Consider the following 20754-nt stretch of genomic DNA (forward strand, 5'->3'; position numbering starts at 1 on the left):
GCGGACACCCCACGCGTTCCCCGCTCGAGGAACACGCTCCTGTGCCCGAGCGGCACCGGCCGACGGGAGGTGCCCGTGAGCACCGGATCCACACCCCGAGGGGACGACGCCGACGACTGGGACGACGTCGTCCTCGACGCGGACTTCATACGTGACGCCGAGGTCACCGAGCCCGCCGCGCGCACCCGGATGCTGACCGCGCGCTGGCGGCGCGGCGCGCCCGAGCCCCAGCCCTGGCGGGCGGACGAGCCGCCGGCCGGCTGGTTCTGGAGCAAGCGCCGCAGGCGGCGCCGGCGGCGCTGACCTCGCCTCTCCGTTACCCGGTCGCAATTGCACGCGTAAAGACACCGCGCCACTTCCGGTGGGAGGATGCGGCCCGACTCACTGATCATGAGATCCGTGGTCGTTCGCCGACCCTGCCCCCGGAGGTGCCGTGTTCGCTCGCTCCGCCCTGCCGCCCGTCATAGCCGTCGCCGCCGTATCCGCCCTGCTGGCCGGGTGCACCAGCACCAAGTCGTCGGGGTCCGGCGGCAAGGACATCAGCCTGGTGAACTCCGGGAAGCTCACGACCTGTACCCATCTGCCCTATCCGCCCTTCCAGTCCAAGCAGGGCAAGAAGATCGTCGGCTTCGATGTGGACATCGTCGATCTCGTGGCCTCGGCGCTCCATGTGAAACAGGAGATCGTGGACACGCCCTTCGAGGGCATCCAGTCCGGGGAGGACCTCAACACCAACCAGTGCGACGTGGCCGCCGCCGGGATGACCATCACCGACGTACGCGAGAAGAACCTGGACTTCTCCGCCCCCTATTTCGAGGCCACGCAGGCGCTGCTCACCGCCAAGGGCAAGCCGTTCACCTCCCTCGCCGACCTCAAGGGCAAGAAGCTCGCGGTCCAGCAGGGCACCACCGGTGAGGCTTACGCCCAGAAGCACGCCAAGGGCGCGAAGCTGGTCCAGTTCGAGGACCTCGCGCTGCTGCTGACCGCCGTCAAGACCGGGCAGACCGACGCGGGCATCAACGACAACGGTGTGCTCTACGACTACGTCAAGGACAACCCCGACACCGCGGTGACGGCCGAGTTCGACACCGGCGAGAGTTACGGCATCGCCGTGCGGACCGGCAACGACGCACTGCGCAAGAAGATCAACGCGGTGCTGAAGGCCGCCCGGGCGGACGGCTCCTACGACCGCGTCTACAAGAAGTGGTTCGGCACCGCGCCCAAGAAGTGACGCCCGCCGACGGCCATCGGAGCTGAGGAGTCCGCACACTTATGGCAATGACCCGCCGGCAGCGGGCGCGGGCGATACGAACGGTGCAGTACGCCGTGCTGATCGCCCTGCTGCTCGCCATCGTCCTGGCCGCGGACTGGGGTGAACTGCGGCGCGCGTTCTTCGACGCCGAGGTCGCCCGGTCCCTGTTTCCCGACATCATCACCACCGCCCTGGTCAACACCGTCGTCTACACCCTGCTCGGCTTCGGCTTCGGCCTGGTCCTCGGGGTGGTGCTGGCGCTGATGCGGCTCTCCCAGGTGCCGCCGTACCGCTGGCTGGCGGTGGCCTACATCGAGTTCTTCCGCGGGGTGCCCGCGCTGCTGGTGTTCATCGCGCTCGGATTCGGGGTGCCGCTCGCCTTCCAGGTGGCGCTGGACCGGTATGTCACGGTCATGCTGGCGCTGGGGCTCGTCGGCGCCGCCTACATCGCGGAGACGATGCGGGCGGGCATCCAGGCGGTGCCCAAGGGGCAGATGGAGGCGGCGCGTTCGCTGGGCATGTCCCACAGCCGGGCGATGGCCTCGATCATCATCCCGCAGGCGTTCCGGATCGTCCTGCCGCCGCTCACCAATGAACTGGTGCTGCTGACCAAGGACTCCTCCCTGGTCTATCTGCTGGGGCTCTCCCTGGACCAGTACGAGCTGTCCAAGTTCGGCCGGGACGCGCTGAATCAGCACCGCAGCCTCACCCCGATCCTGGTCGCCGGGGTGTGCTACCTGATCATCACCGTTCCGCTCGGCCACCTGGTGCGCCGGCTCGAGGCCCGCGCGGCGAAGGCGAGGTGACCGGTGTGAAGGAGACGACGGAGGTGAAGGGAACCGGCGAGGCGGACGGCATCGCCATCCGGGTGGCGGGTCTGCACAAGTCCTTCGGTGAGCTGGAGGTGCTCAAGGGCATCGATCTCACCGTCCGGCGGGGCGAGGTGGTCTGTGTCATCGGCCCCTCGGGATCCGGCAAGTCGACGCTGCTGCGCTGTGTGAACCTCCTGGAGGAGCCGACCTCGGGCTCGGTCACCGTGGCGGGGACCGAGGTGACCGACCCGGATGTGGACATCGACCGGGTGCGGCGGCGGATCGGCATGGTGTTCCAGGCGTTCAATCTCTTTCCGCATCTGACGGCGCTGGAGAACCTCACCATCGCCCAGCGGCGGGTGCTGCGCCGAGACAAGGCCGAGGCGGCGCGCATCGCACGGGAGACTCTGCGACGGGTCGGCCTGGGCGACAAGGAGTCGGCCTATCCGGCGCAGCTCTCGGGCGGCCAGCAGCAGCGGGTGGCCATCGCCCGGGCGCTGTCGATGGACCCGGAGCTGATGCTGTTCGACGAGCCGACGTCGGCGCTCGATCCGGAGCTGGTCGGCGATGTGCTCGCGGTGATGCGCGCCCTGGCCGACGAGGGGATGACGATGCTGGTCGTCACCCATGAGATGAGCTTCGCGCGGGAGGTCGCCGACCGGGTCGTGTTCATGGACGACGGGGTGATCGTGGAGGAGGGCGGACCGGAGCAGGTCGTGTCCGATCCGGCCCACCCCCGCACCCGGGCCTTTCTCACCCGGGTACTCGACCCGGCCGCGGCGCGGGTCGGGGAGGTGCCGGACACGGGCCCGCACGGAGCGCGGATCGACCGCTGAGCTCCGTGCGGGCGCGGGTCCGGGTGCTGGTCGGCGGGCGGGACGCGGGTCGGCGACGCCACGGCGCGTAACGGGCAACCTTGTCGCGGGCGGCGGCGACAAGGAGTCGCGGACCTCCCACCTCGACGACCGGGGTCTTCCCGGCGACTTGAGGCGGCCTTAGGGTTGGTAACCGATTGCTGCCCGGTCAGGGGTTCCACGTGGGCGGTTAGGGAAGGGAGTCTCAATGGCTCGTTCCTCGGGATCGACGGGCCCCACACTGGCGGTCGTCGCCCGTGAGGCGGGTGTGTCGGTGCCGACCGCGTCGAAGGTGGTCAACGGCCGGGAGGACGTGGCCCCCGAGACCCGCCGCCGGGTCACCGAGGTCCTGGACCGCCTGGGGTACATCCGCAGGCGGCGCTGCGAGGCGCCCAAGCCGACCGCGATCGTCGACCTGGTGGTGCACTCGCTCGACAGCGCCTGGTCGGGGGCGGTGCTGCACGGCGCGGCCGAGGCCGCGCACGAGGCGGGACTCGAGGTGGTGGTCTCGGCCGCGGCCACCCGGAGCCGGGACGGCCGGCTCGAGTACGGCTGGCCGGAGAAGCTGTACGCCCGGGGCAGCTCGGGTGTGCTGTTCCATCTCATGGAGCTCGCCCCCGCCCAGTACTCCTGGCTCGACGAGCGGCGGATCCCGTTCGTGCTGATCGACCCCGCGAGCGACCCGCCGCCCGGGGTGCCGTCCGTGGCGGCCGCCAACTGGCAGGGCGGGATGGCCGCGACCGAGCACCTCATCGGGCTGGGCCACCGCCGGATCGCGGTGATCGGCGGCCTGGGACGGGCGGCGCGGGACGGCGGCCGGGTCGCCGGGTACCGTTCGGCGATGGCGGCGGCCGGGTTACCGGTGCCGTCCGCGTATGTGCGCTACGGCGAGATCAGCGAGGCCGGGGCGCGCCACCGGATGGGTGAGCTGCTGGGTCTGCCCGAGCCGCCCACGGCCGTCTTCGTCTGCTCCGATCAGATGGTGCCGGGTGTGTACCAGGCGGTCAGGGGACGGGGGCTGAGGGTGCCGCGGGACATCAGCGTCGTGGGCTTCGACGATCTGCCGCAGGCCCGCTGGATCACGCCCGCGCTGACGACGGTCCGTCAGCCCCTGTCGGAGATGGCGGGCGCGGCGCTGCGCACGCTGCTGCGGCTGATGACCGGCGAGGTGCCGGAGGCCGTCCGGACCGAGCTGTCCACCCGGCTCATGGTCAGGTCCAGTACCGCTCCGCCGCTCCGCGCTCCTTCATGACCGAGGAGTCGAACACTGCTCGGATGTCCGGACGAGTCCGTGTCCCCCGTCCCTTCCATCGCCCCCGTACCCTCCATCGCCCCTGAACCGACTCCTCAATCGGCTCCTGACCGCACATCCCTTCACGGCACCGATCACTACGGAGGTCCGCCCACCGTGTTCATCGACCTGCCCCTGGAGCAGCTGCGCACCTACCAGCCCCCGCTGCCCGAACCGGACGGCTTCGACGCCTTCTGGAAGCGGACCCTCGCCGAGGCCCGCACGAGCGAGCTGAACGCGGTGTTCACCGAGGAGGACACCGGACTGACCCGGGTGCACACCTACGACGTGGCGTTCTCCGGCTTCGGCGGGCACCGGATACGCGGCTGGCTGCTGGCCCCGCGGGACGTGGCGGGCCCGCTGCCGTGCGTGGTGCAGTACCTCGGCTACAGCGGCGGCCGGGGGCTGCCGCACAACTGGCTGCTGTGGCCGTCGGCGGGCTACGCGGTCTTCGTGATGGACAGCCGGGGTCAGGGGTGGGTCCAGCACTCCCCCGGCGTCACCCCCGATCCGGTCGGCGGCACCGGGCCCGAGACGCCGGGCAAGATGACCCACGGCGTCCTCTCCCCGGACGACTACTACTACCGCCGGCTGTACACGGACGCGGTGCGGGCGGTGGAGGCGGCCCGTGAGCATCCGCTGGTGGATCCCGCGCGGATCGTGGTCAGCGGGGGCAGTCAGGGCGGTGCGCTGGCCCTGGCGGCGGCCGGGCTGGTGCCTGATCTGACGGCGGCGCTGGTGGATGTGCCGTTCATGACCCACATCCGGCGCGCGGTCGAGATCACCGACGCCGATCCCTACGGTGAACTGGCCCGGTTCTGCGCCGGACAGCGCGAGCTGGCCGAGCGGGTGTTCGCCACGCTCGACCACTTCGACGGGCTCAACTTCGCGGCCCGCGCCAACGCGCCGGCGCTGTTCTCGACCGCCCTGCGCGATGAGATCACCCCGACCTCCTGCGGCTTCGCCGCCTATCACCACTACGCGGGTGAGAAGGACCTCAAGGTGTGGTCCTTCAACGGCCACGAGGGCGGCGGCACCCATCAGCAGGCCGAGCAGATCGCCTTCCTGCGGAGGCTGCTGGGCTGATCCGGACGTGCCGGGCGGCGTTCGATCGCCGCCCGGCACGGGGTAGACAGGGGCTACCCGCACCGAAGGAGCCGCCCGTGCCCGCGCAACCGCTGGAAGGCATCACCGTCGTCGCCCTGGAGCAGGCCGTCGCCGCCCCGTTCGCCACCCGTCAGCTCGCCGATCTGGGGGCCAGGGTCATCAAGGTGGAGCGACCGGGGCGCGGGGACTTCGCCCGCGAGTACGACCGCGAGGTCAAGGGCGCGTCGGCCTACTTCGTCTGGGTCAACCGGGGCAAGGAGAGCGTCGTCCTCGACGTCAAGGACGCCACCGACCGTGCGCTGCTCGATGCGATGCTCGCCCGCGCCGATGTCTTCGTGCACAATCTGGCGCCCGGCGCCGTGGACCGGCTGGGCCTGGGGGCGGATACGCTGCGGGCCGCCCACCCCCGCCTGATCACCTGCGCGATCTCCGGATACGGGGACAGCGGCCCGTACCGCGAGAAGAAGGCGTACGACCTGCTCATCCAGTGCGAGGCGGGGCTGCTGTCGATCACCGGCAGCCCCGAGGCCCCGGCCCGCCCCGGGATCTCGATCGCCGATATCGCGGGCGGGATGTACGCCTACACCGGCATCCTCACCGCGCTGTACGAGCGGGAGCGCACCGGTGCGGGGACCGATCTGAGCGTGAGCCTGCTCGACGCACTGGGCGAGTGGATGGGCCACCCCTATTTCGCCCAGGCGTACGGCGGTGCCGGTGTCGTCCGCAGCGGCGCCCGCCATCCGTCCATCTCGCCGTACGGCGCCTACCGCTGCGGGGACGGCGGTCAGGTGTTCCTGAGCGTGCAGAGCGACCGGGAATGGGTGGCCCTGTGCGAGCGGGTGCTCCGCCGCCCGGAGCTGATCCGCGATCCGCGCTTCGCGGACAACCCACTGCGCCGCGCCCATGACGAGGAGCTGACGGCCGAGCTGGAGGCGTGCTTCGCGGGCCACACCGCCGAGGGGCTGATCGCGCTGCTGGACGGGGCCGGTATCGCCAACGCCCGGCTGCGCGACCTCGCGGAGTTCGCCGCCCACCCCCAGTTCGACGCCCGCGGCCGCTGGGGCGAGTTCGGCTCCCCGGTCGGGCCGCTGCGCGGTCTGCTGCCGCCGGTGGAGGTGGCGGGCCGCAGGGCGCCGATGCGGCCGGTGCCGGAGCTGGGCGAGCACACGGAGGCGGTGCGCGCCGAGTTCTCCGAGCCGGTCGCCCGGCCGGGGAATCCGGGACCCGCCTGATGGGTGGCCCGGACTCCTGTGCTACGACGCCGACCATGGAGATCGAGCCGATCACCCTGTCCACGCCACGGCCCGTGCGACGGCCGACACTGGTCCAGCGCTGGGATGAACTCACCTTCCTGCACTGGCCGGTGGAGCCGGAGCGCGTGGCCCCGCTGCTGCCCGCCGGTACGCGCCCGGACACCCTCGACGGTGTCACCTATGTCGGGCTGGTCCCGTTCCTGATGCGCGGTGTGGGCTTCGGGCCGGGGCCCGGCCTGCCGTATCTGGGCACGTTCTGCGAGACGAACGTGCGGCTGTACTCGGTGGACGGGCAGGGCCGGCGCGGTGTGGTGTTCCGGTCCCTGGACGCGGCCCGGCTGCTCCCCGTGCTGGTGGGCCGGCTCACCGTCCGGCTGCCCTATCGGTGGTCCACGATGCGGCTGCGCCGTGAGGAGGATGTGATCACCTATAGCTGCGGCCTGCGACGGCGCCCGGCGGCCCGGGGTCGCACGAGCCGGGCCGTGGTGAGGACAGGCGGGGCCATCACGGAGCCCACACGGCTGGAACGGTTCCTGACCGCCCGGTGGGGGCTGCATGTGTCGTGGCACGGCCGCACGGTGCACCTGCCGAACGACCACGCACCGTGGCCGCTGCACCGGGCCGAGCTGCTCGATCTCGACGACGGCCTGATCGCCACCGCGGGCCTGCCGCCCATGACGGGCCCGCCGGTGAGTGTGCTCTACTCCCCCGGGGTCGCCGTGCGCTTCGGGACCCCGCAACGCGCATGAGCCCGGGAAGTGGGCTGCGGCACCGGCTCATGTGTCTGTGTGCGTCACCTCCCGGGACGAGTCGGCGGGCGATGCGGCGGCCACCGTCGAGGGGGTGCGGGCGATGGGCGCGCTCGCCTTGGTGCCTCGCCCGCTGAGCTGGGCGATCGTCATGACCAGCAGGGGGGTGAGGATGGCGATGTACGCGTTGTCGATGCCGAAGGGGTCACCCGCCGCGTACCAGCCGACGACTGCGGGGAGGGACAGGCAGATGGCGGCCAGGGCGCCCTGTCGGGAGCCGTACGACGGCCGGCGGAACATCAGGACGACGAAGACGGCCAGGGAGGCCCGGAGTGCCTTGGCGAGGAACGTCATGCCGAGTACGTCCGATGCGAACAGGGCCGCCACCACCGGGATCAGCCCGCAGCCAAGGGTGGAGAGCCGGGCGAATCGCACGGCCTTCTTCTCGTTGTCCGACGGGTTGAAATACGGCTGGTAGAAGTCCTTCAGCAGCAGAGTGGAAGCGCCGATCGTCAGGGCGGATATGAGGCCGAACACCGAAGCGATCAGTCCGGTTACCGCGATGCCCTGAAGAAATGGGCTGAGCCGGACGACCATGGACGGAAGTGCCTGGATGCTAGGGATGTCGGGGTGCACCACGGCCGCGCAGACCCCGATGAATGCCGCGAGGATGCCATAGGGGATCAAGACAAGGCTGGTGTAGAAGCCCGCGTTCCGCGCTTTGGCCTCGTCGTCGACCGCGGTCATCGCCTGCACTACGTACTGCGTCGCGAACATGGCCCCGCCGCCGGCGATGAGCCAAGCGCCTATCTGATTCCAGCCGACTCCGTCCCAGTCGAGCATCTTCGACGGCGATGAGTCGCTGATGCCTTCGTAACCCCCCGCGGCGAAGTACGCGGACACCGCGACGACAACGATTCCTACCACTTTGACGAAGACGTTGATCAGATTGGTGTAGATGACCGAGCGCATACCGCCGATCACTACGTAGACACTCGACAGGACACCAACGATCACGACGGCCCAGTCGGCATCGATCCTGAGCAGAGCCGAGATCATCGCTCCGCCGCTCACATAGGCCGCGGTGGCCACCAGGAGGAGCGATACGATCATGGTCACGGAAGCCGCTCGCCGTACGCCCGCTCCGTATCCCCGTTCCAGGGCGCCGGAGATGGTCACCTCGTCCAGTTGCTTGAATCGCTTCGCGAACAGCACGGCGAAGACGATGAACCCGATTCCCAGGGCGCCGAGGTTCCAGGCAGCGGAGATTCCGTAAGTGAAGGCACCCTGGGCCGTCCCGATACTGGCCGTGGTGCCCACGACTTCGGACGCCATGAACAGACCGATCACGGCTGCGGGGAAGACCCGGCCGCCGCGGACGAATCCTTCCGACGTCACGCCCGCCTTACGGGCGATGACGCTCACCGCCGCGATGAGGACGATGTAGGCCACCACCATAAGAACAACTATCTGGAAAGACGACACCGCTTCTCCTTGCGTTGACGATTCCGGCGCTCGGCCGACTCGGAAGAGTGACGCAAGGCTGCCGTCGAACCGCGTCAGCGGGACCCGGAAATGCGGTCTTTGACATAAACCCCCCACAGAACGCTGTTCACCATTCCGGTTCCATAGGCAGTGGCAAGCATTTCCGCGCCATTGTGGAAGGCAGCGATTCCGGTATTGGCGCCACCGCGGGCCTGCCGCCCATGACGGGCCCGCCGGTGAGTGTGTTCCACTCCCCCGGGGTCACCCCGCAACGCGCATGAGCCCGGGAAGTGGGCTTACGGTGGAAGGGTCATCGCGCGGATGTCCGTCACAGGTCGATGAGCGGATCGAACGGATCGAAGCAATGGCCAGAGCGACCAGTACAGCCCCTCCCACCAGGGCATCCTCCCGGACACCGGCTCCGGCGGGGAAGAGGCGACCCCACGGTGCCCGCGCCGCGGCCGAGGACGTGTGCGCGCGCCATTCGGTGACCGTCCAGTGCGATGGGCGGCGGGTGGAGCTGCCGTCGCGGGAGCAGCTCTGCTTCCTCGCCGGGCTCGGCGTCATCGCCGCCGTCGGGATCATCGATTGGCCGGTGGCGGCGGCCATAGCGGTCGGACACGGGCTGGCCCACAGCCAGCACGGCAAGGCGCTGCGCGAGTTCGGAGAGGCCCTGGAAGAGGCATGACGGAGTACACACCGGACTACCCCGCGATGATCGTTCCGATCGGGCATGTGGAGCCCGTGCCGCGCCGCATCCGTGGCTTCGTGGCCGGCCGTCCCGTCTTCGACACGGTGCGGGCGCGCTATGTGTGGCTCTGGCCGGGCTATCCGCAGTACTGCGTGCCCCGCGACGACATAGTCCAGGGGGCGCTCGTCGACGAGGGCCGGAGCATGGCGCTGAAGGTCGGCGGGGCGCGCCGCCAGACCCTCCAGGTGGGCTCGCTCACCCGCCCGGGCGCGGCCTGGGAGTGGGGCGAGGACGCGCCCTCCGGCATCGTCGGCCAGTTCACCTTCCGCTGGGAGGCCATCGACGCCTGGTTCGAGGAGGACGAGCAGGTCTTCGTCCACCCCAGGAGCCCGTACACCCGCGTCGACGCGCTCCGGTCGGGCCGCGCCGTGCGCGTCGAGCTGGACGGCGCCGTGCTCGCCGACGCCCCGAGCTCGGTGATGGTGCTGGAGACGGGGCTCCCGACCCGCTACTACCTGGACCGGGTGTATCTGGACTGGACGCGCATGGAGCCCACCGAGACCGTCACCAGCTGTCCGTACAAGGGCATGACGAGCGGCTACTGGTCCGTCCGGACCGACACCGCCACCCACCCGGACCTCGCCTGGACCTATGACTTCCCGACCCGCCAGGTGTCCCCCATCGCGGGGCTGGTCGCCTTCTACAACGAGAAGGTCGACCTCTACCTGGACGGCCGGCCGCTTCCCCGGCCGGCCCCGGTCAGCAGGGCGAACTGGGAGAAGGAACACCGACAGGCGTAAAACACCTCCTCGCCCCGGAAGGGCCCTGGGCCTCTGCCCAGGGCCTACGCGCGTGTCCACGACTAGACTTGACGCTCCGTCATTTTCGCTCGCCGAACGCGCACACCCGAGGCCCACGAGAGGAGAACCGCCATGAAAGCGCGCCGCGCCACCAGATGGCTCCCGCTGCCCACCGCACTCCTGCTCGCCCTGCTCCCCACCAGCGCCTCCGCGTACCCCAACCCCGGCCGGGTGACGGGCGACACCGTCGTCCACGATCCGTCGATGATCCGCGCCGCCGACGGCACCTATCTGCTCTACTCCACCCACGGCGGTCTGGAGGCCCGCACCTCCACCGACCGGATCGCCTTCAGCCGCTCGGGCAGCGCCTTCACCACCCCGCCCTCCTGGTGGCGGACGTACTCCGCCGACAACGACCCCTGGGCGCCGGACATCTCGCACCAGGGCGGCACCTACCTGATGTACTACGCCGTCTCGTCCTTCGGCTCCAGCAACTCCGCCATCGGCCTCGCCACCTCCCCCAGCGGCAGGGCCGGGACCTGGACCGACCGGGGCATCGTGCACGCCACCACCGGCGGCAGCGACTACAACGCCATCGACCCCAACCTCTTCGTGGACAGCGACGGAAAGTGGTGGCTGTCGTTCGGCTCGTGGTGGTCGGGGCTGAAGATGATCCGCCTGGACCCCGCCACCGGCAAGCAGTACGCGGGCGACAGGACGGTCTACGCCATCGCCTCCCGGCCCACCGGCACCAAGGCGGTCGAGGGCCCGTCGGTCGTCAAGCGCAACGGCTACTACTACCTGTTCGCGTCGTACGACACCTGCTGCGCGGGTGCCGGCTCCACGTACAAGATCAAGGTCGGCCGCGCCACCAGCCCCACCGGTCCGTACTACGACAAGAGCGGGGTGAACATGATGAACAACGGCGGCACCCCGGTCCTGGAGTCCCACGGCCGCTACATCGGCCCCGGCGGGCAGTCGGTGATGAGCGACGTCGACGGCGATCTGCTCGTCTACCACTACTACGACGGCCAGGACAACGGCACCCCGAAGCTGGGCGTCAACCTGCTGAACTGGTCCGGCGGCTGGCCGACCGCGTACTGATCGGCCCGCGGGACGGCTGAGCCCCGAGTGCCTGATGGTTGCCGTCCCCACGGCTGCGGGGACGGCAACCCCAGGTGCTCGGGAAGCGTCATTTGACGCCGATGGACGCTCCGGGGCCGAGCGGCAGGTCCAGGCCGTAGAAGATGCCGAGGATCGCCAGCCACACCACCAGGAACGGCACCACGAAGATGGCGAGCCGGGAGATGAGGGTCCCCAGGCGGGCCTCCGGTTCGTATTCGCGGACCATCGCCAGGACCAGGAGGAGATACGGGTTCATCGGGGTGATGGCGCCGGTCGCCGAGTCGCCGATGCGGAAGGCCGCCTGGCTGAGGGCCGGGCTCATGTCCATGAGCATGAAGGCCGGGATGAAGACGGGGCCGACCAGGGACCACAGGGCGGATCCGGAGAGGATCACCAGATTGAGGCAGGAGGCCAGCAGGACGAACGCGATGATCGCCCAGAAGCCCGTCACGCCGATGGAGTTGAACAGCGCGGCCGCCTTTACCGCCAGCAGCACCCCGAGGTTGGACCAGGTGAAGACCGCGATGACCTGGGCGGCGAAGAACATCATCACGATGTAGCCGGACATGTTCTTCACCGAGTCGGTCATGGCGGTGACCACGTCCTCGGTGCCGGTGAGCTGCTTGACCGTGAAGCCGTAGGTGAGCCCGGCGAGCAGGAAGGCGCCGAAGAGCACCGGGACGACACCGGTCAGCACCGGCGAGGGGACGAAGGCCCCGCCCTCCCCACGCAGCGGGGCGCCGGGCGGCAGCCACAGCGCGAGGACCGCCGCCAGATACACACCGACGACGGCGCAGGTGACCGCGAGCCCCTTGCGCTGCACCGGGGTGAGCGACAGGTCCTCCCCCGTGGTCTCGCCGTCGGCCGCCTGGTAGGTACCCAGGCGCGGTTCGAGGACACGGCTGATGAGGAATCCGCCGAGCAGCCCCAGGACGACGCTGCTGGCGGCGGTGAAGAAGTAGTTGATGAGCACATGGATATGGAGGCCCTCGGCGGCCGGGAGCACCGAGGCCGCCTGCTGGGTGATGCCCACGTACAGGGCGTCCAGCGAGCCGATGGTGAACCCGGCCGCGTAGCCCGCGGTGACACAGGCGAAGCCGCCGATGAGGCCCGCGACGGGATGGCGTCCGGCGCTCTTGAACACCAGGGCCGCCAGTGGTGGCAGCACGATGGCGCCGACGTCGCTCATCATGTGTGCCTGGCTGGCGATGATCGCCACCGCGTACGGCAGCGCGGCACGCGGCACCCGGGCCAGCGTGGCCCGCATCGCGGTCTCCAGCAGACCGGTCTTCTCCGCGAGTCCGACCACCATCATCAGCACCAGCACGGCGCCGATCGGCGGGAACGTGGCGAAGTTGGGGATCAGGTTCTCCAGCAGCCAGCGCAGCCCCTCACCGGTGAGCAGCCCGCCGATGGACTTGGTGTCGTCGGTGCCGGGGACGGTGACGGAGACACCGGCGAGGGCGAGGACGGTGGAGACGACGGCCAGCAGCGCGAAGAGCCCGGCGAACAGGACGATGGGGTTGGGCAGGGCGTTGCCGGCGCGTTCGATGAAGGAGAGCACACGGTCGAGCCCGCCACGCCGCTCCTTGTCCGGTGAGGTGCCCCCCGGGGCCGGGAGCCCGGTCACGGCCGGCATCAGGGCCGCTCTCCGGCTGGCGTGGCCGAGGGCAGGAGGCCCTTGGTGTCCTTGGGCAGGAGGCCCTTGGTGTCCTTGCGGACATGTCCGTCCTGCACGACGCACACCACGTTGGCGGGATCGCCGAGCACACTGATGTCCGCGAGCGGATCGCCCTCGCAGACGACGAGGTCGGCGACGCGGCCGGGGGCCAGCGTGCCGAGCCGGTCGGCGACGCCGAGGAGTTCGGCGGCGGTCCGGGTACCGGCCACGATGGCGTCCATGGGGTCCATGCCCAGGTCCACGAGGTAGGAGAGCTCCATCAGGTTCTGTCCGTGCGGACAGACGGCGGCGTCGGTGCCGAGCGCGATCCTGGCCCCCTGCTCGATGGCGCGGGAGATGTTCTCCTTGGTGATGCCGGACCAGCGCACCTTCTTCTCGTAGTGATAGGGCTCCATCGTGGCCTTGTTGATGCCCGCGAAGACGGTGGAGAGGGTCGGGACGACGAAGACGCCACGTTCCCCCGCCATCTCCAGGGCCCGGTCGTCCAGGCCGTAGCCGTGCTCGATGCTGGTGACCCCGCCGCGGATGGCGTTGAGGATGCCCGCGTTGCCCTGGGCGTGGGCGGCCACCGGCTTGCCGCCGTGGCGCCGGCACTCATCGACCACGGCGCGGATCTCCTCCTCCAGGAGGCCCTCGTCGTCCGGCTGGTCATAGGGGCTGCCCATGCCACCGGTGGCGCAGATCTTGACCAAGTCGGCCCCCGCGCGCAGCACCTTGCGCACGGCCAGCCGCGCCTCGTCCTCGGTGTCGGCGAGCTCGGACATCTCCCCGCCACTGAGGTCGGTGCCGTCGGGCAGGCGCACATCGGCGTGGCCACCGGTGTGGCTGATGATCCGTACGGCGGTGTGCAGCCGGGGGCCCTCGATCCGCCCGGTCTCGACGGCGGTGCGGTACCCGGTGGACAGGCCGCCCAGGTCCCGGGCGGTGGTGATGCCCGCGTCGAGGGTCTGCCGCATGCGGGTGGCGGTGTCGAAGGTGACCAGGACCGGGTCGAGTTCACCACGGCGGCCGGGCGGTGTGGCATGGGCGTAGGCGAGGTGGGTGTGACAGTCGAAGAAACCCGGCAGCACGGTGCGGCCGCCCGCGTCGATGACACGGCCGGTGAAGGCGTCGCCGGAGGCCGGGGGCGCGGTGGCCGCCGGGCCCGCGTAGGTGATGGTTCCTTCGGCGTCGGCGATGACGACGGCGTCCGCGATCGGGGCCGCCCCGGTACCGTCGACCAACGTGGCGTTCTCCACGCGCAGAGCGGTCCTGGTGGTCTCGGACGTGGTGGGTTCCGTCATGAGCTCGATCTCACTCCTCGTTGAGGGAACTGGTGGGGAGGAGTGTCGATCCATCGTGTGTTTCGGGTGTTATCATGCAGCATTCCATCGAGATTCACATGCGATACGCAGAAAAGCGCCGCCCATGCACACGCAGGATTTCGCCGCGCATGACCTGGACGAGCTGGATCGCGGCCTCATACACGCACTGCAGATCCACCCCAGGGCCCCATGGACTCTCGTCGGTGATGTTCTCGGGGTGAACCCGGTGACGGCCGCGCGACGCTGGCACCGGCTCCAGGAGGCGGGGCTGGCCTGGGTGACCGCCTACCCCCGGCTGTCCGACTCGCGGATCGTGGTGACCGGCATCGTCGAGGTCGACGCCGAGCCCGGGGTCGGCGAGGACGTGGCCGAGGCCCTGGCGGCCGAGCCCTCGGTGGCGAACGTCAAGCTCACGGCGGGAAGCCGGGATCTGGTGATCGCGCTCCAGGCTTCCGACCTGGGTGAGCTCTCCCAGCTCACCACCGTCCTCTTCCGTGGTGCGCCGGGAGTGCGGGCGACGCGTACCCATGTGACGACGGCCCTGCCCTTCGAGGGCAGCCGGTGGCGGCTCCGCGCGCTGGACACCGCGCAGTGCGACCGGCTCCAGGCGGCGCTCCCGCCGACCGAACCGCTCCCGTCGGGGACGACCGCCTGGGACCCCCTGGACGTGCGGCTCCTGGAGCTGCTGAGCGTCGACGGCCGCATGGCGATCAGCGATCTGGCGGAGCGCGCCGACGCGCCGCTGACCACGGTCCGCCGAAGGCTGCGGACGCTGCTCTGCTCACGGGTGAGCCTGCGCTGCGACCTCGCCCGGCCGCTGTCGGGGTGGCCGCTGTCCGCGGTGTACTTCGCGTCCGTACCGGCCGAGCGGCTGGAGGAGACCAGCCGGGCGCTGGCCGGGGTGCGGGAGGTGCGGTCGTGTGCGATCACGGCGGGCCCGCACAACCTCGTCATCGACGTCTGGCTGCGCGCGTCCGGCGATGTGCACGCCTTCGAGGCGCATCTGTCGAGGCGGCTGCCGCGGCTGACCATCGAGGACCGCTCGGTGGTGCTGCGCACCGTCAAGCACATGGGCCGGCTGCTGGACCGCGACGGCCACAGCGTGGGCATCGTCCCCCTGCGCCCCTTCGCCGCCCCCGCTGCCGGGAGTGCCACCGCCACCTGAGGCACGGGCACACGGTCCGCGTCGGGCGGTCACCTCGTCGGAACCGGCCGACGGGGCACACCGGACGTGAAGGTGCTGTCCGGCGTTCGTGTGGGTGCCATCTGCAGGTACCCGCGGCCGGACACTCTGGGGCGCCATGGCACCTGTGCGCGCGACAGTCCAAGCCGTTCCGCTGGTGGCTACGGCCATCGGCCACTTCGGCGTTCGCCCAGGTGACCGATGAGGTGCCGACCGGCTTCTGCCGCACCGGTGTCGCGGGCCGGTGACGCGCTCGGGGTCCGGGGCCGGGCGTGGAAGGCGGCCGTGGATCTGGCCGTGGACCATCCGCTCGGGGTCGGTCTTGGGCGGGCCGGTGACGCCGTCTCCGCCGCTGTACCCGGCGGCAGGACGTTCGTGCACGCGCACAACATGTGGCTGAACTGGCTGGCCGAGGCGGGCGTGGCCGGTCTGCTCGGCATCCTGCTGGTGACCGTGATCGCCGTGGCCACCCGGGGTCCGGACAGCGGACCGTACTCCTGGCCACGCCCGCTCGGTGGCGACGACAGTGGGCGAGCGGTTCACGTCAAACGGAAGGCGGGGCACAGCGATGGCGGACACGGTGCGGCGGGGCTATGCGCCCAGCCAATTTGGGCAGTTGCACTATGCGGAGTGCGGGTCCGGCGAGGCGGTGCTGCTGCTGCATCAGACGCCGCGGTCCTGGACCGAGTACGCCGATGTGCTGCCCCTGGTGGGCCGGGCACACCGGGCGATCGCCATGGACACCCTGGGGTTCGGCGCCTCGGCCAAGCCCGAGGGGCCGCACTCGATCGAGAGGTTCGCCGACGGGGTGGAGGCGCTGGCCGACGCGCTCGGGCTGGACGCCTTCCACCTGGTGGGCCATCACACGGGCGGGGTGGTGGCCGTGGAGGTGGCCGCCCGGCTGGGCGACCGCGTCAGCAGTCTGCTGCTCTCGGCCACGGCCTTCGTGGACGAGGCCAAGCGTGCGGCGGCTCCGGCGCGCCCGCCGGTCGACCACGTCGATCCGAAGCCGGACGGCTCGCATCTGGTGGAGGTGTGGAACCGGCGCCGCGGCTTCTACCGGGCGGGCGAGGAGGCCGCGCTGCACCGCTATGTGATCGACGCGCTGACCGTACTGGACCGGGTGGAGGAAGGGCACGAGGCGGTGTACCGGTACCGGATGGAGGAGCGGCTGGCGCACATCACCGCCCCCGTACTCGCCGTGTGCGCGCCGGAGGACCACTACTCGCTGCCCGCGCTGGAGAAGTTCGAGGCGGCCCTCGGCTGCGAGACCGCGGTCCTGTCCGGCGGCCACGTACCGGCGCCCGAGCAGCTGCCCGGGGAGTTCGCCGATGTCGTCATCGCGTGGGTGGACCGGCATCGGCGGCGGCCCGGTCCCACGTCGTCTCGGTAACGCCCCGCCTCCGCAGCGCCGCCTTGCGCACCTTGCCGGTCTCGGTGAGCGGCAGTTCGCGCAGGATGTCCACATAGCGGGGGACGGCGAACGGGGGCAGTTCGCGCTCGCAGTGGCGGATCACGTCGGCCAGGTCCAGCGTGCCGCCCTCGCGGGGCACCACGGCGACCATGACCTCGTCCTCCGCCAGCTCGGACGGGACGGGGAAGACCGCCGCGTCGGCCACCTCGGGATGGCCGCGGACGACCGTCTCGACCTCGCACGAGGAGATGTTCTCCCCCCGGCGCCGGATCACGTCCTTGATGCGGTCCACGAAGCGGAACCAGCCGTCGGGTTCGCGGACCACCCGGTCCCCCGTGTGCCGCCACCCGTCCCCCGGCTCCGCCAACTCGCCCAGGTAGCCGGTGGCGAAGGCGTACGGCCGGTGGCTGCGGACGACCAGCTCACCCGGGGTGCCGTCGGGGACGGGCGCGAGCAGTTCGTCCACGACGCGGGCGTCGAAGCCCTCGCGCAGGGTGCCCATGTAGCCGGGCCGCTGCTCCTCGGCGGTCGTGCCGATGACGAGGTTGGTCTCGGTGGAGCCGAATCCGTCGACCAGGGTGACGCCGAACCGCTCGCGGAACGGCCCCCAGGCGTGGGCCGGTGTCGCCGGGGAGAGTCCGCGCACGGCCCGGTGCGCACGGTCGTGCGGGCCCGGGGGCTGGGCCAGCAGCATCGGCACCATGGCGCCGAGCAGATAGACCACGGTCGCCCCGGCTTCGGCTGCCTCTCTCCAGTACCGGGAGGCCGAGAAGCGTGGCACGAGGGTGATCGAGGCCCCCACGGTCATCGCCTGCGCCAGCGCGTTCAGCGCGTTGGTGTGGAACAGCGGGAGGCAGGTGTGGAGGACGTCGTCCGCGGTGAGGCGCAGCGCGTCGGAGACGTTGCGCCCCCACCAGACGAACTGCGCGTGGGGGCAGCGCACCCCGCGGGAGGTGCCGGTGGTCCCGGAGGTGAACAGGACACACGCGGTGTCCTCCGGGCGGACGGGGGCCGCCGGGAAGGCCGGGCCGCCGCCCGGCCGGGGCGTGCCGTCCGCACCCGCGCGCCACAGCGTCCCCCGGTACCCGGCCGCCCGCACGCGCTCGGCCGTCTCCTCCTCCGCGAGCAGATGGGCGGGGCGGGCCTGGTCCAGGGCGTGCCGCAGCCCGCCGCCGCGCAGCCCGGTGTTCAGGGGCACCAGTTCGGCGCCGAGCCAGGCGGCGCCGAGGAACAGGTCCACGAGTTCGATCCGGTTGCCCGTCATCGCCGCGACGCGCTCGCCCGGGCGGCAGCCCTGGACCGCGAGGGCCCCCGCCATGGTGGCGGCGGCCTCCCGTGTCTCGCGGTAGGTGCGGACCGTGGTCCCGATCCGCAGGAAGGGGCGGTCCCCGTGGTTCCGGGCCGCGGCCTGGAGCAGCCCGGGAATCGTCAGCGAGGTCACCGCAGCACCTCGCGCTCGCGCAGTGCGCGGATCCGCTCCGGTGACAGGCCCGCGACCTCGCGCAGCACATCGTCGGTGTCGGCGCCGAGCACGGGTGCCGCCTTGACGATGCCACCGGGTGTGCGGATGAGCCGGATGGGCGGGCCCTCGTGCAGGAAGGCCCCCGCCACCGGGTGTTCCGCGCGGACGTAGAAGCCCCTGGCCCGTAGCTGCGGATCGTGCTCCACGAGGTCGCGGCCGTCCCGCACCGGGCCCGCGGGTATGCCGTGCTCCTGGAGGAGTTCGGCGGCGGCGTCGGCCGGCAGGGTCCTGGCCCAGGTGGCGAGGGCGTCGTCGACCAGCCCGGTGTGGTGTGCGCGCCTCTCCGCCGTGCGGGTGCGGTCGTCGGTGGCGAGATCGGGGCGTCCGATCACCCCGCACAGCCCGGCCCATTCGGTGTCGTCGCGGACGCTGACGGCCAGCCAGCTGTCGGCGCCCAGGCAGCGGTACACGCCCTGCGGGCTCCACCGCGGATCGGTGTTCCCGGCGGGCTCGGTGGGGTGGAGCAGGCTGGTGCCCATATGGGAGGCGATCGCCTCGAGCTGGGACAGGTCGATGTGCTGTCCGCGCCCGGTCTCCTCCCGGTGCTCCAGGGCGGCGACGGTGGCGAGCGCGGCCTGCAGCCCCGCGACGATGTCGCCGTGGCCGTAGATCACCCCGACCACGTCGTCCGGGCCCCATCCGGTCAGGCCGGTGAGCCCCGAGCTGGCGGACACCGTGTCCGCGTACGACACCCAGCCGCTGCGCGGGCCGGTGTGCCCCATGCCGGACATGCTGATGTACACCAGGCGGGGGTTGATCGCGCGGAGGGTGTCGTAGCCCAGGCCGAGTTTGGTCATGACGGTGGCGCTGAAGTTCTCCACCAGCACATCGCAGGAGGCGATGAGGTCGCGCAGCACGGCGATGCCGTCCTCGGTGCGGGTGTCGAGGGCCAGGCTGCGCTTGTTGCGGTTGACCTCGTTGAAGTAGCCGTTGGTGTTCGGATCGGTGTGCGGGCCGCGCGAGAGGTGCATGAAGGGCGCGAACCGGGTGGGGTCGGGACGGCCCAGGGACTCGACCTTGATCACATCGGCGCCGTGGTCGGCGAGCACCTTGGTGCAGTACGGCCCGGCGAGCACCCAGGTCAGATCCAGGACACGGACGCCGTGCAGGGCGGGCCGCGCGTCTTCCGCGGAGGCCGCGGGCACCTTCGGGGCCGGGCGGTGCTCGTGCAGCAGCCGCTGGTCCGCGCCCCGTTCCGGGACGTCCAGCTCCTTGATCCGGTGGCCTTCGGGGAAGGCGAAGGGGAAGCCCAGGTCGGTGCGGTCCCCGGCGAGGAGGAAGAAGTCACGGGCGGCGAGCTGCGGGTTGCCGGGTAGCTCGTGCGGCAGATCGACCGCCGCCCACGGCAGCTTCCTGGACTGGGCGCGCTCGGCGAACTCGGCCTTCGGCCACCGGCCCGCGAACTCCTGCACCACCGCGAAGACATGCTCCTGGTGCTTCTTGCGCTCCACCGGGTCCTGCCAGCGCGGCTCGGCGAGGTCGGCCTCGGCGCCCTCCTCGCGCAGCCAGGCCAGCAGCGCGTCCCACATGCGGGGGCTGCCGCCGAGGCCGCCGCCGAGATGGCCGTCGGCGGCCCGGAACAGCCCGTGCGGCACCAGGGGATGCACCCGGCCGGGGCGCGCGGGCACCCGGTCCTCGTGCAGATAGGCGAGGGCGCCCGCCTCCAGGGCGGCCGCCGCGCACGCCTGGGCGGATACGTCGGCGAGCTGGCCCGGCCCCGTGCGCCGGGCCCGCAGTCCGAGCAGCGCGGCGATGGCGGCGTGCACCCCGGCGAGCTGCTCCGCCTGGTTCTCCGGCAGGCGCAGGGGCGGCCCGTCCGGGTCGCCGACCTGCGCGAGCATGCCGCCGAGCGCGGCGACCACCAGGTCGGTGCCCTGCCAGTGGCTGCGGGGGCCCACGGTCCCGAAGGGGGTGACGCGGACGTGGACGAGGTGGTCGAGTCCCGCGACGGCCTCCGGCGCGCCGTCCGGCGTCCCGTCGAGGAGGACGTCGGCTCCCGCCACCAGGCGCCGCAGCTCCTCCGGCGACGCGGGGGTGACGGACCGCTTGCCGGCGTGCCAGTGGACGAAGGCGTCGCCGTTCAGTTCGCGTCGTGTCGGATCGCCCTCCTCGGGCTCGACCAGGACGACCTCGTGTCCGAGGCCGACCAGGAGCCGGCCCGCGAACCGGGTGAAGGGGCTGGGCAGTTCGACGACGCGTACGGCCGGGGTGCTCACATCTCCTCCGCGGGA

General features: G+C 71.3%; 18 protein-coding genes and 1 pseudogene. 14 read left to right on the plus strand and 5 right to left on the minus strand.

Features of this window, described 5'->3' with window-relative positions; genetic code table 11:
* The first annotated feature begins 75 nt into the window (after positions 1-75).
* From ACZ6TD_RS04565 to ACZ6TD_RS04600, 8 genes are all read left to right on the plus strand, one after another.
* Positions 76-303 (plus strand): SGM_3592 family protein, encoded by a 228-nt coding sequence (locus ACZ6TD_RS04565; protein WP_210943942.1) that lies wholly within the window; start codon positions 76-78, stop codon positions 301-303.
* A 130-nt stretch (positions 304-433) separates the two neighbouring features.
* Positions 434-1231: a basic amino acid ABC transporter substrate-binding protein gene (locus ACZ6TD_RS04570; protein ID WP_471350874.1), complete on the plus strand. Its 798-nt coding sequence runs from the start codon at positions 434-436 to the stop codon at positions 1229-1231.
* 41 nt (positions 1232-1272) lie between these two features.
* Entirely contained in the window at positions 1273-2058 is a 786-nt protein-coding gene (locus ACZ6TD_RS04575; protein WP_470003843.1) for an amino acid ABC transporter permease, read from the plus strand.
* Positions 2055-2900, plus strand: coding sequence for an amino acid ABC transporter ATP-binding protein (locus tag ACZ6TD_RS04580; RefSeq protein WP_471350878.1), 846 nt, complete (start codon positions 2055-2057; stop codon positions 2898-2900). The genes ACZ6TD_RS04575 and ACZ6TD_RS04580 overlap by 4 nt, the downstream gene beginning before the upstream one ends.
* 226 nt (positions 2901-3126) lie before the next feature.
* Positions 3127-4170 carry a LacI family DNA-binding transcriptional regulator gene (locus ACZ6TD_RS04585; protein ID WP_471350881.1) on the plus strand — a complete coding sequence of 348 codons (1044 nt, stop codon included), beginning with the start codon at positions 3127-3129 and terminating at the stop codon, positions 4168-4170.
* Positions 4171-4326: 156 nt separating this feature from the next.
* The gene (locus ACZ6TD_RS04590) at positions 4327-5295 is read left to right on the plus strand and encodes an acetylxylan esterase (RefSeq protein WP_471350883.1); all 969 of its coding nucleotides are present in this window, start codon (positions 4327-4329) and stop codon (positions 5293-5295) included.
* Positions 5296-5372: 77 nt separating this feature from the next.
* The gene (locus tag ACZ6TD_RS04595) at positions 5373-6548 is read left to right on the plus strand and encodes a CaiB/BaiF CoA transferase family protein (protein ID WP_471350885.1); all 1176 of its coding nucleotides are present in this window, start codon (positions 5373-5375) and stop codon (positions 6546-6548) included.
* Positions 6549-6583: 35 nt separating this feature from the next.
* Entirely contained in the window at positions 6584-7318 is a 735-nt protein-coding gene (locus tag ACZ6TD_RS04600) for a YqjF family protein (RefSeq protein ID WP_471350887.1), read from the plus strand.
* 27 nt (positions 7319-7345) lie between these two features.
* Here ACZ6TD_RS04600 and ACZ6TD_RS04605 read toward each other — a convergent pair whose 3' ends face one another.
* Positions 7346-8803, minus strand: coding sequence for a sodium:solute symporter family protein (locus ACZ6TD_RS04605; protein ID WP_471350890.1), 1458 nt, complete (start codon positions 8801-8803; stop codon positions 7346-7348).
* Between the two features lie 469 nt (positions 8804-9272).
* On the opposite strand from ACZ6TD_RS04605, the gene ACZ6TD_RS04610 reads away from it, so the two are divergent.
* The 3 genes from ACZ6TD_RS04610 (at position 9273) to ACZ6TD_RS04620 (ending at position 11398) form a co-directional block, all read left to right on the plus strand.
* Positions 9273-9491: a hypothetical protein gene (locus tag ACZ6TD_RS04610; RefSeq protein ID WP_471350893.1), complete on the plus strand. Its 219-nt coding sequence runs from the start codon at positions 9273-9275 to the stop codon at positions 9489-9491.
* Positions 9488-10294, plus strand: coding sequence for a DUF427 domain-containing protein (locus ACZ6TD_RS04615; RefSeq protein WP_471350895.1), 807 nt, complete (start codon positions 9488-9490; stop codon positions 10292-10294). Before ACZ6TD_RS04610 ends, ACZ6TD_RS04615 begins: the two co-directional genes overlap by 4 nt.
* Before the next feature lie 132 nt (positions 10295-10426).
* Positions 10427-11398, plus strand: coding sequence for an arabinan endo-1,5-alpha-L-arabinosidase (locus ACZ6TD_RS04620; RefSeq protein WP_471350898.1), 972 nt, complete (start codon positions 10427-10429; stop codon positions 11396-11398).
* 88 nt (positions 11399-11486) lie between these two features.
* On the opposite strand, the gene ACZ6TD_RS04625 is transcribed toward ACZ6TD_RS04620, so the two are convergent.
* Together ACZ6TD_RS04625 and ACZ6TD_RS04630 are read right to left on the minus strand one after the other, a co-directional pair.
* Positions 11487-13058 (minus strand): AbgT family transporter, encoded by a 1572-nt coding sequence (locus ACZ6TD_RS04625; RefSeq protein ID WP_471350901.1) that lies wholly within the window; start codon positions 13056-13058, stop codon positions 11487-11489.
* Entirely contained in the window at positions 13058-14383 is a 1326-nt protein-coding gene (locus tag ACZ6TD_RS04630; RefSeq protein WP_471350903.1) for a metal-dependent hydrolase family protein, read from the minus strand. The genes ACZ6TD_RS04625 and ACZ6TD_RS04630 overlap by 1 nt, the downstream gene beginning before the upstream one ends.
* A 124-nt stretch (positions 14384-14507) precedes the next feature.
* Here ACZ6TD_RS04630 and ACZ6TD_RS04635 point away from each other — a divergent pair, with 124 nt between their 5' ends.
* The 3 genes and pseudogenes from ACZ6TD_RS04635 to ACZ6TD_RS04645 all read left to right on the plus strand — a co-directional run bounded on the left by ACZ6TD_RS04635 (position 14508) and on the right by ACZ6TD_RS04645 (position 16980).
* Entirely contained in the window at positions 14508-15569 is a 1062-nt protein-coding gene (locus tag ACZ6TD_RS04635; protein WP_471350905.1) for an Lrp/AsnC family transcriptional regulator, read from the plus strand.
* A gap of 219 nt (positions 15570-15788) precedes the next feature.
* A pseudogene (locus tag ACZ6TD_RS04640) lies at positions 15789-15968 on the plus strand (hypothetical protein); the annotation flags it as partial.
* A gap of 187 nt (positions 15969-16155) precedes the next feature.
* Complete coding sequence (locus ACZ6TD_RS04645) at positions 16156-16980, plus strand: alpha/beta fold hydrolase (RefSeq protein WP_471350908.1); 825 nt, start codon at positions 16156-16158, stop codon at positions 16978-16980.
* Here the strand turns inward: ACZ6TD_RS04645 and ACZ6TD_RS04650 are convergent.
* The gene (locus ACZ6TD_RS04650) at positions 16925-18442 is read right to left on the minus strand and encodes an AMP-binding protein (protein ID WP_471350910.1); all 1518 of its coding nucleotides are present in this window, start codon (positions 18440-18442) and stop codon (positions 16925-16927) included. The genes ACZ6TD_RS04645 and ACZ6TD_RS04650 overlap by 56 nt on opposite strands.
* On the minus strand, positions 18439-20739 hold the full coding sequence (locus tag ACZ6TD_RS04655; RefSeq protein ID WP_471350913.1) for a CaiB/BaiF CoA-transferase family protein: 2301 nt from the start codon (positions 20737-20739) through the stop codon (positions 18439-18441). Before ACZ6TD_RS04655 ends, ACZ6TD_RS04650 begins: the two co-directional genes overlap by 4 nt.
* Between the last annotated feature and the right edge of the window lie 15 nt (positions 20740-20754).

Source organism: Streptomyces yongxingensis, from assembly GCF_055597465.1.